This window comes from Cutibacterium granulosum (genome assembly GCF_900186975.1).
GTDB lineage: Bacteria > Actinomycetota > Actinomycetes > Propionibacteriales > Propionibacteriaceae > Cutibacterium > Cutibacterium granulosum.
This window is the reverse complement of record NZ_LT906441.1, coordinates 1587063-1598767: the sequence shown is the minus strand read 5'-3', so window position 1 is coordinate 1598767 and position 11705 is coordinate 1587063. Positions and strand designations below refer to the sequence as shown.

At 61.9% G+C, this 11705-nt stretch carries 10 protein-coding genes and 1 pseudogene; 8 read left to right on the top strand and 3 right to left on the bottom strand.

Features of this window, described 5'->3' with window-relative positions:
• The first annotated feature begins 48 nt into the window (after positions 1–48).
• Positions 49–1011, top strand: coding sequence for a uroporphyrinogen decarboxylase/cobalamine-independent methonine synthase family protein (locus CKV91_RS06830; protein ID WP_197691386.1), 963 nt, complete (start codon positions 49–51; stop codon positions 1009–1011).
• A gap of 449 nt (positions 1012–1460) precedes the next feature.
• Here CKV91_RS06830 and CKV91_RS06820 read toward each other — a convergent pair whose 3' ends face one another.
• Positions 1461–1973 (bottom strand): hypothetical protein, encoded by a 513-nt coding sequence (locus tag CKV91_RS06820; RefSeq protein WP_021105843.1) that lies wholly within the window; start codon positions 1971–1973, stop codon positions 1461–1463.
• A gap of 6 nt (positions 1974–1979) precedes the next feature.
• Positions 1980–2591: an ACT domain-containing protein gene (locus CKV91_RS06815; protein WP_065860690.1), complete on the bottom strand. Its 612-nt coding sequence runs from the start codon at positions 2589–2591 to the stop codon at positions 1980–1982.
• Between the two features lie 156 nt (positions 2592–2747).
• On the opposite strand from CKV91_RS06815, the gene gatC reads away from it, so the two are divergent.
• The 4 genes and pseudogenes from gatC to CKV91_RS06795 form a co-directional block, all read left to right on the top strand.
• The gene (gatC, locus tag CKV91_RS06810; RefSeq protein WP_051167162.1) at positions 2748–3086 is read left to right on the top strand and encodes an Asp-tRNA(Asn)/Glu-tRNA(Gln) amidotransferase subunit GatC; all 339 of its coding nucleotides are present in this window, start codon (positions 2748–2750) and stop codon (positions 3084–3086) included.
• Positions 3083–4588 carry an Asp-tRNA(Asn)/Glu-tRNA(Gln) amidotransferase subunit GatA gene (gene gatA / locus CKV91_RS06805; RefSeq protein WP_065860655.1) on the top strand — a complete coding sequence of 502 codons (1506 nt, stop codon included), beginning with the start codon at positions 3083–3085 and terminating at the stop codon, positions 4586–4588. The genes gatC and gatA overlap by 4 nt, the downstream gene beginning before the upstream one ends.
• Positions 4585–6090 (top strand): Asp-tRNA(Asn)/Glu-tRNA(Gln) amidotransferase subunit GatB, encoded by a 1506-nt coding sequence (gene gatB, locus CKV91_RS06800; RefSeq protein ID WP_021105846.1) that lies wholly within the window; start codon positions 4585–4587, stop codon positions 6088–6090. Before gatA ends, gatB begins: the two co-directional genes overlap by 4 nt.
• Positions 6091–6568: 478 nt before the next feature.
• A pseudogene (locus CKV91_RS06795) lies at positions 6569–6775 on the top strand (ACT domain-containing protein); the annotation flags it as partial.
• Positions 6776–6896: 121 nt separating this feature from the next.
• On the opposite strand, the gene CKV91_RS06790 reads toward CKV91_RS06795, so the two are convergent.
• Positions 6897–7541, bottom strand: a complete 645-nt coding sequence (locus CKV91_RS06790) for a TIGR03085 family metal-binding protein (RefSeq protein WP_021103377.1) — start codon at positions 7539–7541, stop codon at positions 6897–6899.
• 180 nt (positions 7542–7721) lie between these two features.
• Here CKV91_RS06790 and hisI point away from each other — a divergent pair, with 180 nt between their 5' ends.
• The 3 genes from hisI to CKV91_RS06775 all read left to right on the top strand — a co-directional run bounded on the left by hisI (position 7722) and on the right by CKV91_RS06775 (position 11196).
• Positions 7722–8126: a phosphoribosyl-AMP cyclohydrolase gene (gene hisI, locus CKV91_RS06785; RefSeq protein WP_051254892.1), complete on the top strand. Its 405-nt coding sequence runs from the start codon at positions 7722–7724 to the stop codon at positions 8124–8126.
• A 444-nt stretch (positions 8127–8570) separates the two neighbouring features.
• Complete coding sequence (gene lgt / locus CKV91_RS06780) at positions 8571–9446, top strand: prolipoprotein diacylglyceryl transferase (protein WP_021105848.1); 876 nt, start codon at positions 8571–8573, stop codon at positions 9444–9446.
• Between the two features lie 766 nt (positions 9447–10212).
• Complete coding sequence (locus CKV91_RS06775; RefSeq protein ID WP_095140996.1) at positions 10213–11196, top strand: hypothetical protein; 984 nt, start codon at positions 10213–10215, stop codon at positions 11194–11196.
• Positions 11197–11705 lie beyond the last annotated feature (509 nt).

Here is an 11705-nt window from a genome sequence, read left to right as displayed (position 1 = left end):
GAAGCTTCGATGAGAGCCACGACGATCGGGTCCGTGCCCGGCACCGACATGCGCGGTTGCCTGGCAGAGGTTGCCGAACTCTTCGATGACCTCATTGCCCTGCCAGAGTTGCCCGCGCGAGGGGCATCGGCTGGCATGGCTGGGCGTCTGACGGCTGTGCTGTGCGGACTGGACGTGGACCTGGGGCCCGGCGGTTGGCGATTGGCGGACAGCTCCGATGCGGCACATCGTCGGGCGCGCGCCCTGCTCCGGCAGGATCTCGACGATGTCGAGGAGACGCTCGCCGACAGCCAGACGTGCGCCAAGATCGCGTTCTGTGGTCCGGTGACGGCAATGACCCTCCTGCACCTGCCACGTGGTGAGGTCGTCCTTGCCGATCATGGCGCCGTGCGCGAGGTGGTGCAGAGCATGGCGAGCGGTCTCGCCGAACTCGTCGACGAGCTGCATCGACGCATGCCACAGGTGGAGTGGACGCTCCAGCTGGACGAGCCAGCTCTGCCCGCAGTCCTGGCTGGACGGATTCCCACGCAGTCCGGACTGCACACCCTTGCGCCAGTGTCCATCCACGAGGCCCGGCGGAGCTGGCAGATCCTCACCGAGGCATTGGACGGCATCGCGGTTGCCCTGCACTGCTGTGCGCCGGGGGTGCCGCTGGAGGAGCTGGGAACCGCCATCGACGCAGTGTTCCTCGACCTCACGGCGGCACTGGCCACTGGATCGGGCACGGGCATGGACACGGTGGCCGGCCGTCTGGAGGCTGGCCGGCAGGTGGGGCTGGGCGTCATTGCCACTGACGTTCCAGACGTCGTCGCCCCGGCTGATCGCATCATCACCACAGTCGTACAGCTGACTCGGCGGTGGGGAATCGATCCGGCCCTCGTGGTGGACCATGGTCTGCTCACCCCGGCATGTGGCCTGGCCGGCTGGTCGGTGCCGGCGGCACGCGAACAGATGCGTCAGCTCACCCGGGCGGCACGTCTCGTCGACGAACAACTTGGGTACGGAAAGTAGCGTGACCATCGTGGGTTTGTTCTCCAATCTTGACCTCAACGGTGACACACCGACACGTGTCCAACCCCAGCCTGGCTCGCAGCGCCCCATATCAGAGCCAGGACAGCCCCAGCCTGGCCAGCCGCCGGCATCTGGACAGACCTCGTTGGGGATGGCACCCCCACATACGTCTGACCCAGCGCACCTCGAATCAGGTCATCCTCAGCCCTCGCCATGGGCCCCACGTGGGGTGCCGTCCATCCGTCGCAAGAAGGTGCAGCGAGTGGTCGTTCCCATCGCATTCGTCCTGGTCCTCGCAGCTCTGGTGGCTCAGGGGTACTATTTCTTCACCGCGATGATGGGCTGAGCACCCTGGTGTGGGACGACATGGATCGGTGATACCCCGGCAGGTCCTGCCTTGGATGAACAGGCCCGAGGATCTTCCTTGGATGAACCGGTCCGAGGGCCTCTCAGATGAACAGATCGATGCCCCACACCGTGGCCAGCGCCAAGGCATAACACCGCAGGAAGAAACCGATGACCATGGTGACCATGAAGGGCACGGTGCGCATCTTCGTCGTTGCCGCGTAGATCGACGTGAGATACACCGGGGGGACACCGGTGATCGTGGAGAACATGAGGATGGCCACCCCCCACTTGGGGTGCTCCACGGCATGCGCTGCCTTGACGTTCCACCGACGCAGTTTGTCGCGCCAGGAGCCCGGTTCCACCGGTTTGGGCTCCTTGTGCCGGAACCAGCGGGAATCCTTGCCCTTGCGAATCCCCACAAAGATGATGAGCTTGCCGATGGCATGGCCAATGGCAAGACCGATCGAGATCTCCAGAGGACCGAGCAGGCCACTGGCCAGGGAACCAACGATGAAGATCTCGGAGTTGAGAACAGGTACCAGGCTGGATGCGATTCCAAAGCCCAGGGAGGAGAGAACCTCGTACCAGAAACGCCAGGTGAGCCAGGTCGACACGAAGAATCAGTTCGCCAGAGCCGCCATGTGACGCAGACGGTTGACCTCCGATGCCAGGAACACCGGGCCACCACGGCGCCCCAGCACCAGGCAGCGTCCACCGGACAGCGGGGCAAGGGCCACCACGGTGGCGCCCCATCCAGGCATCCAGGTCTCATCGAGTTCGACGCGACGCGGCTCATCCATCGCACCGAGCGCAGCAATCGCCTCACTGGTGAACTCCGGGGAGAGCGCAGTCGACGTCAGCACCTCATGACCAGGTCCGAAGAGAGTGGCCCACTGGCAGTGAAACACGGTGGGTGCCGCCTCGGTGAGCAGTTCGGCAGCATGCTGCTGGTCCTCGGCCATGCGGTTGAGGGTCGCGATGTCGGACTCCAGGCCCCAGTCCTCGAGGTGGCGCGACAGCCACAGGACCTTGACTCCCTCGAGCTGGTCACAGGTGGAGACCAAGGTGTCGGGCATGGTCTCGGTGGGCAGGGAGAGGATGAAGTCGTCAATGGCGTATCCATCGCCCTTCTCGACGATCTCCACGGCAGAGATGTCCGCGTCGACGGTCCCCATCGTCGTGGCCACCTTGCCGAGGGCGCCGGGGACGTCAGGGACCTGGATACGAAGAATGAGCACGTCTCCATTGTCCTACGTCGGGAGATCTCACCCAAATACGCGCCCGCATGTGAGACACGCGGTGTGCAGGAGCACCTGTTCCATCGACCGTGATCGGCAGTGCCGAGACATCGGCAGGACGTCAACCACTAGACTCGTGCTGTACGGCACATGCCGGACACCTTCCATCAGTCCACCTCCAGGAGAATCATCGTGGCCCTGACGCCTGATGACGTCGCCCGTCTGGCTGGCCTGGCACGTATCGACCTGACCGAGGAGGAGAAGGAGAACCTGGCCCCGCAGCTGGGACTCATCCTTGACTCGGTGGCCGTCGTCTCCCAGGTCGCCTCGGCCGACGTCCCACCCAGCTCGCACGCCCTGCCACTGTCCAACGTGTTCCGTGAGGACGTCGTGGCCCCGTCCATGCCAGTCGACGATGCCCTGGCCATGGCGCCCAAGGTCGAGGACAACAGGTTCCGTGTCCCCAGGATTCTGCAGGAGGAGCAGTGAGCGATCTCATTCACAGCACGGCTGCCGAACTCGGCACGCGCATCGCCCGCCGCGAGGTGTCGTCCGAAGAGGTGACTCGTGCCCACCTGGACCGCATCGAGCAGGTGGACGGTCCGGTCCATGCATTCCTCGCCGTCGACGGGGAACGTGCGATCGAGTCGGCTCGCAGGGTTGACGAGCGCATCGCCGCAGGTGAGAAGCTTGGCCCCTTGGCTGGGGTGCCCATCGCCGTCAAGGATCTCTTCTGCTACCGGGGGATGCCGACCACCGCTGCGTCACGGATGCTGGAGAAGTGGGTGCCCCCGTACAACTCCACCGTCGTACAGCGCTGCCTGGACGCCGGCCTGGTCGTCCTCGGCAAGACGAACCTCGATGAGTTCGCCATGGGATCCTCGACGGAGACCTCGGCATTCGGCCCCACCCACAACCCGTGGGACCTGGACCGGGTACCCGGCGGCTCCGGTGGTGGTTCGGCGGCAGCCCTGGCGGCCCACGAGGCACCCCTGGCCCTGGGCACCGACACCGGAGGCTCGATCCGTCAGCCCGCTGCCGTGACCGGCACCGTCGGCGTGAAACCCACCTACGGTGGCACCTCGCGCCACGGCGTCATCGCCATGGCGAGTTCCCTGGATCAGCCCGGCCCGTGTGCCCGCACCGTCCTGGACACCGCTCTGCTGCACGAGGTCATCGGCGGCCACGACCCGATGGACCAGACCTCCATCGACCAACCAGTCCCCGCAACCACCGAGGCGGCTCGCATCGGCGAGGTCCGTGGCATGAGAATCGGCGTCGTCAAGGAGCTCTCCGGTGAGGGGTACCAGCCCGGTGTCGAGGCACGGTTCACCGAGACCGTCGAGCTGCTCACCCGTCTGGGCGCCGAGGTCGTCGAGGTCTCCTGCCCGAACTTCGAGTACGCCCTGTCGGCCTACTACCTCATCCAGCCTGCTGAGGTGTCGAGCAATCTGGCCCGTTACGACGCCATGCGCTACGGACTGCGTCTGGACGACGATGGTGACCACAGCGCCGAGCAGGTGATGCGTGCCACCCGCGGTGCCGGCTTCGGGGAAGAGGCCAAGCGGCGCATCATTCTGGGCACCTACGCCCTGTCCGCCGGGTATTTCGACGCCTACTACGGTTCGGCGCAGAAGATCCGTACCCTCATCCAGCGTGACTTCGCGCAGGCGTGGCGCAGTTGTGACGCCCTCGTGGCCCCGACGACCCCCACTGTCGCCTTCACACTGGGGGAGCGCACCGATGACCCGATGGCGATGTACCGTGCAGATCTGTGCACCATCCCTGCGAACATGGCCGGTGTCGCGGCCGGATCGTTCCCGTGCGGTCTGGCCGATGGGTTGCCGGTGGGTCTGCAGGTCATGGCACCGGTCATGGCCGATGACCGCGTCTACCGAGTGGGTGCGGCTGTCGAACACGCCCTGGAGGAGTCGTGGGGTCATTCCCTGCTCTCCGAAGTTCCCGACCCGGCCAAGGAGGACGCACGATGACGGCCTATGCCACCGATGATCTGCTCGACTACGACGAGGCGATGGAGCGTTTCGACCCAGTCCTGGGGCTGGAGGTGCACGTCGAGTTGTCAACGGCCAGCAAGATGTTCTGCAGCTGCTCGACGAACTCCGACGCCGAGCCGAACACGAACGTCTGCCCGGTGTGTCTGGGACTTCCCGGTTCGCTGCCGGCAATCAACGGCAAGGCCGTGGAGTCGGCCATCCGCATCGGCCTCGCACTCAACTGTGAGATCGCCGAGTGGAGTCGCATGTCGCGCAAGAACTACTTCTACCCCGACATGACCAAGGACTACCAGATCTCGCAGTACGACGAGCCGATCTGTCACGACGGCTACGTCGACCTCGAGGTGGACGGGCAGACCTATCACGTCGAGGTCGAACGGGCTCACATGGAGGAGGATGCCGGCAAGTCGCTGCACGTCGGCGGCTCGGACGGGCGCATCCAGGGTGCTCAGTACTCGCTGTTGGACTACAACCGAGCCGGTGTCCCACTCATCGAGATCGTCACCAAACCGGTACGTGGCCTGGGGGCCAAGGCGCCGGAAGTGGCTCGTGCCTACATGGCCCATCTGCGCGACGTCATGCTTGCCCTGGGAGTCTCCGAGGCACGTATGGAGCGAGGCAATCTGCGCTGTGACGCCAACGTCTCACTCATGCCCAAGGGCTCTGATGTCCTGGGGACGCGAACCGAGACCAAGAACGTCAACTCACTGCGTTCGGTTGAAGGTGCGTTGCGTTACGAGATCTGCCGTCAGGCCGCCGTACTGGCTTCCGGAGGAAGCGTACGTCAGCAGACCCGCATGTGGCAGGAGAGTGGTGAGTATACCATCGCCGGTCGCGACAAGTCCGATGCCGAGGACTACCGTTACTTCCCCGAACCCGATCTGGTGCCGGTGGCACCGAGTCGGGAGTGGGTGGAGGAGCTGCGTGCCACCCTGCCCGAGCTGCCTGCCGTCAAACGAGCCCGACTCAAGGAGCTGTGGGGATTCGACGAGGTGGAGATGTCGGCCATCGTCAACGCCGGCGCCCTAGACCTCATCGAGCAGACGACCGAGGCAGGCTGTGCACCGGCCCCGGCCCGCAAGTGGTGGCTCACCGAGCTGTCCCGCCGGGCCAACGAGGCCGGTGTGGAGCTGCCCGAGGTGGGCATGAGCCCGGCCCAGGTCGCTCAGCTGCAGAACCTCGTCGACGACGGGACCCTCACCGACAAGCTGGCCCGTCAGGTCATTGACGGCGTCACAGCGGGGGAGGGCGATCCAGAGCAGGTCGTGGACGCCCGCGGCCTTGCCGTCGTCTCGGACGATGCCGCCCTGGGAGCTGCCGTCGATGACGCCATCGCCGCCAATCCGGACGTCGCAGAGCGTATCCGCGGCGGCAAGGTGCAGGCCGCCGGGGCTCTCATCGGCCAGGTGATGAAGGCCATGAAGGGTCAGGCCGATGCCAAGCGGGTGCGCGAGCTCATCCTGGAGAAACTCTCCTGAGACCGAGCACCCTGCTGGGGCCGGTGACGGGTGGGTCCGCACCGGCCCCAACACGTGGCGTTCATGTGTGAATGCGATGGGGTGGGGGTATTCCCCACTCAATGCACGAGCAGCGACCGAAATCACCCACCGTCAACTTTTCATGGGAGACGGCGTTCACAGAAAGGCAACGTTCACACGCAGGGGCAGGCAGAAGGCCCATCCCGACATCTTCAACTCGTTGAGAAGGCGACGTTCACACGCAGGGCAGGTTGTTTCCTCTCAGCTTTCAGGCACTCACCTGGCAGTACCACGACCGTGTCAAGCACAGTCCGGTGGCCGCTGAATGTGTGCACGTTCCGAACAGACCCCCATCCGACCTGATCAGGTACGTCATTGAACCTGGACGGACCCGCGTGTTCCCAGGTCCCGTGGTCACGGTTCTGTCGCCGCACCCTGGTTCACTGATGACGAACCAGCGAACAATGGGGTCGTGCTCATTCTTCGTATCCAGGTCCCTGACGTCCCCGGCGCCCTCGGCAAGGTGGCCACGACGATGGGGACGGTCGACGCGGACATCTCTGCCGTGGAGATCGTCGAGAAGGGCGATGGATACGCCATTGACGACTTCATCCTCTCCCTGCCCACCGAGACCATGCCCGACACCCTGGTCTCCACCTGCGACCAGCTCGAAGGAGTCAAGGTCCCGTAAGCACCATCCCGGCACGGCACCACATGCAACCCAAGCTGGATTTACGGCGATGACCACGGCTGATGTGTCATCCTGCCCTCGTCGTCCGTGCAGGGTTCACCGACAGCTCCAGCAGTCAGACAGAGCACTCCGTCTGGAGGAATGCCTCGACGCTCTCGCGTTCCCCAAGCACGGTGACCTGGGCGACGCTCTTTCGTCCATAGCAGTGCAGCAGCACCTCGGCAGGTTCTCCGACCACGGTGACGATACGGGATCCCGGACGCACCATGAGTGTGTGCAGGTCACCGCTCTGCCCAGTCATCTCCACCCGCACACCCACCGGGCTGCGGCGCAGGAGCAGGCGGGCATGTTGCTTGACGATCCTTGCCAGGTGGGTCTGGGTCTGGTGCCCCAGCTCTCGGGGTGACCACCCTTCCTCAGCCCGCAACACGTCCTCATGGTGCACGAAGAACTCCGCCCCGTTGGCGACCCGGTCGAGAAGCGGGATACGAAACGCACTCCACGGTTTGGGGCCGCGTCGGAACTGTGCCACCCGTTCATCGAAAGTCGTTGACGCTTCCAGGCGACGTGCTCGCGCAGCTGTCGTCTCGTCCAGCAGGTCGACCGCCATACCTGGAATGGCCAGTGGATCATTCTCACGCAGCAGCATGTGGGTGAGTAGGTCGTTGGTCGTCCACCCCTTGTCGAGGGTCGGGGCATCGGGGCCCAGACGATCCAGATCCCCCGCCAGCCCGGCTCGTTCACTCTGTGCCAGAGACATCGTCGTGTCCTTTCCCGGGAGCATGGGCATGCTCGCGTCACGTTTTGCCCCATTTTGCCAGCTCCAGAGGCAACAATGTGTGACATGCCTGATGATCGACTTCCCAACTCGCGTGGTAATCGTGTGTGCAACCCAAATAATCACCACAGCACCGACGCATCCTCGACCCGTGGGGACACGATTACCACAGCTCATGATGGTTCGGTCCCCACCTCGAGCCTTGCCCCCGCCATTGCTGCCCGTCTGAGGAAGAACGATGCTGGTCTCGTGCCAGCCATCGCTCAGGAGGCCAGCACTGGAGACGTCCTCATGCTCGCCTGGATGGACGAGGAGGCGCTTGCCCGCACCCTGCGTACCCGGCGTGCGACGTACTGGTCTCGCTCTCGCCAGGAGTACTGGGTCAAGGGAGAGACTTCTGGACACACCCAGCATGTCCGTGAGGTGAGACTGGACTGCGACGCAGATGCGATACTGCTCATCGTCGATCAAACCGGACCGGCCTGCCACACTGGTACGCACAGCTGCTTCGACACCGATGTGCTGCTCCACCCTGATGATCGGCCGAGCCATGTCAGTGGCACATGATCGATCTTCCCAGGATGGTTGCCTCCAGCGACCAGTTGACAAAGAGAAGGTTCTGACAGGGGACGAACCGCAGATGCGGATCCTGTTGAGGTGAGTGCGCCTCCATCAGTGCTGGAGGGCTAGCCCGGTGCGCTCGTCGCCATCCTTGCGACCCATGATGCGTGAAGCTGTAGGAATGTCGCACCATGAGAATTCATGCATGCCGAGATCCCGATAAGGTACCCCATGGGGGAGTAAACAGTGCATAACCAGTTTGGTCATCTGGAAGCTTGACCCAGCAGCCAATTTGGCTTGGTACCCAGTTGGACTCAGCAACGTTCCTGACGCATGGTCATTGTGGTGCCCACCAAGTTCGCGTCTGGCTCGGTTCCGACCTACTGGTTCTTGGTCACCAGATCCGTCCGAACAGGTTCCGTGCGACCCGCACCAACAAGGAGAAATCTCATGACGATCCAAGGCATGACGCCCGCAGTTGCACTGAGCATTCCCAGCCCGAATTGGAGCGGTTGGAGCATTGGTCACGTCACCATCCACATGTATGCCATCTGCATCCTCGCCGGGATCATCGTGGCGTATGTGCTCGGGACGAAACGATATGAGGCCCGCGGTGGCAACTCTGAGGAATTCGATCGAATCGCGACCTGGGGGATCATCTTCGGGATAGTCGGTGCAAGGACATATCACGTCATCACCGATCATCAGCTGTACTTCGGTCCCGGACGGCAGTGGTACCGCGCGTTGTACATCTGGGAAGGAGGCCTCGGGATCTGGGGCAGCATTGCCGGCGGCGCCCTGGCCGTGTGGGTCGTCACCCGGGTGCACAAACTGAATTTCGGCATCATCGCCGACAGCCTCGCCCCAGGCATCCTTTATGCCCAGGCCATCGGACGGTTGGGGAACTGGTTCAACCAAGAACTTTTCGGCCGCCCTACCGAAGTTCCATGGGCGCTGCGCATTGACTCCTCACACCGGCCAGTCGGGTACGAGCAATTCGCAACCTTTCACCCAACTTTTCTGTATGAGCTCATCTGGAACTCCTTGGGTGCCACGGTTCTGCTACTGGTGGACCGACGTTGGAAGCTCGACCATGGACGTCTTTTCGCGCTCTACGTCGTCGTCTACACCACAGGTCGGTTCTTCGTGGAACGACTGCGCATCGACCCTGCCAATCATGTTCAGGGATGGCGGATCAACTCGTACACCTCGATCATCGTGTGGGCAGCAGGGCTCGTCGTCTTCATCGCGCTGCAGGCCAAGTACGGACGTCACGATGGCAAGGAACCCGTCGAGCATCATGAGACCGAGGTCACCAAGAACTGACATCTGAGCTGTCCCCCACCGAGGTGAGAGCTCAAAGGCCCGTCGCGTTGAGTAACGGGATCGAGGTGCTGGCAGATTGATGAATTTTGTTCCGGCGGTGGTTGGCAATCACTACCGACAATCCTGATCCTCGCTTCTGCTTCACTGGTTCTCTCAGCATGAGTATGGTCAATCACAGATGAGCGGCCAACCGTGAGACAACTTTGCAATGCCTGACCATTCCTTTGTTCACTGACCAGATGCAAGCGTGGCCCCATTGATCTGAGAATCCAGAACCTAGCGTCATCAGCTACCTGTCGGTCAATGAGCGGACATGACTGCCTACTTTCTCCCTGCTGCCGTCCACGCATGTGGACAGTCCTGGTGCCCATCATGGAGAAATGTTCATCTTGGGTGAACACGCTCATCCAAGATGAACAGACGTTGCCAGGACCGTCAGTCACCGTTCTGCCACGTTCCTAGATCATGAATCCTCATAATGTGGTGCGGCCAATGGGTGACTGCTCATGAGGTCGTGGCATATCAACGGCGAAATGCACCCGGCACCACCCATAATCTCCCCAGCCCCTCCCGTCGTCCATGGCTGGTCTCGTACCTTCATGTCTGTGGTGATCGTGGTGGAAAACATGAGCGATGCCAGCACGTATGTTGGTGAGTGTTTTCTCTACCAAGATGTCCACAGCGACACACCTGATCCCGACTCTGGTTTTCCACAAGTTGGCGGGCTTGTGCCGGGATACAGGGCTTGGCCACGATAACCACAGGCATGAAGAGCTTGTATGAGCACCTTGAGCATCATGGCGTGGCCCGTATTCATCGCCACAGCCCAATACGCGGTCAGGCTGACCGAGCTGTAGCCAAGGGAGAAGCGATCCGCGTCTTGCCAGGTGTGGTCGCTGCCACAGTCTTGGCCAGAGATCCCAGAACCCTGATAAGGGCACTGTGGTTGTGGCACCGTGATGTCGTACTTGTGGGGAAAGCCGCCTTGTTGATGTTGGGGATGACGTCACCCCAATCTGGAAGATCACTCGATTTCACTGGCATCTCTCAAGTTGAAGCCTTCTCATGTACCCGTCGACTGGTACGGCCCGGAATACACGTGCATCGCTGGCACGTCCCTTGGAAATTCATCACTGAACGCGAACAGATCCGTATCGCCACCGCAGAAGTCTCGGTACTGATACTTGCGATCGAAGGAGAATGGGAGTGGGTGTGTCACGCTTTACGCCTCCGCCTGGTGACACCGGATTCCTGCAAGGCTGCTCGGCGTAGCCTCACTGGTCGGTACCCACAGCACCAGGTGGACAAGGCTCTTGCGGACATTGCCCTGGCTGCTTGGTCAATCCCTGAACTTGAGATGGCTCGGATATTGCGAGCAACTGGGGTTACGGGTCACAAGCCCAACCACAAAGTTCACGTGGGAGATCGTTTCTATTATCTCGACCAGGCCTTCGAGTCAGAGAAAATTTCGCTGGAGATCGATGGACGTTGTGTCCACGGCACAGCCGAAGGCTACGAATCAACCATGATGCGTTCAGCCAATCTTGACCGTCATGGTTGGAAGGTACTCCACGTCACGCCCACCATGCTCCGCCGCTGTCCACGTTTCGTCCTAGACTGGTTGACCTCCTACCTTCGCGCTCGGCACAAGCCCAAACGCCAATACAGTGACCACGTACTTCGACGCATCATGAACGGTCACATCACACCTGAGAAATCAGAGATACCCAAGAAGCCTCAGAGTAGCTAGCAAATTCAGATATCGATCGTCGCTTCCTTCCTCGTTGCATCACGACAGCCAACCCCCACAGTGCCCGTGGTAATCCGGTTGCCGATCACCCCATCTGCTGTGACACGTGGCTCTCCGCCAGCTGGCAACAAGATATCCACAGCTGAGAGACGAAGAAGGTATCACGTCATGAGAAGCACCAGTTTCAAGGCACGAGCAGTACGGGGTGAAGATGATCGTTGTTGGGAGCGCACACCAGCCATGCCAGAAGATCTGATGACGCACACGGATTGAAACCACTAGTCAGTAGATCGAGATCCCGCATCACTCACAATTGTGAGCAGTAAGTCCAGCGCATTCACATCAGCGTCAGCCGTCTGCTCTCACCAGATGTAGCTTCTGGCATCCTCATTGCCCAGCTTGTGGCAATCCTGCGTGCAGTGGCATCTGCAACCATGCACGAGGGCAAGCAACCGATCGCAAACCTAATTACCACAGCGGCGGTAAGGGATGGCAGCTGGGAAGATTGG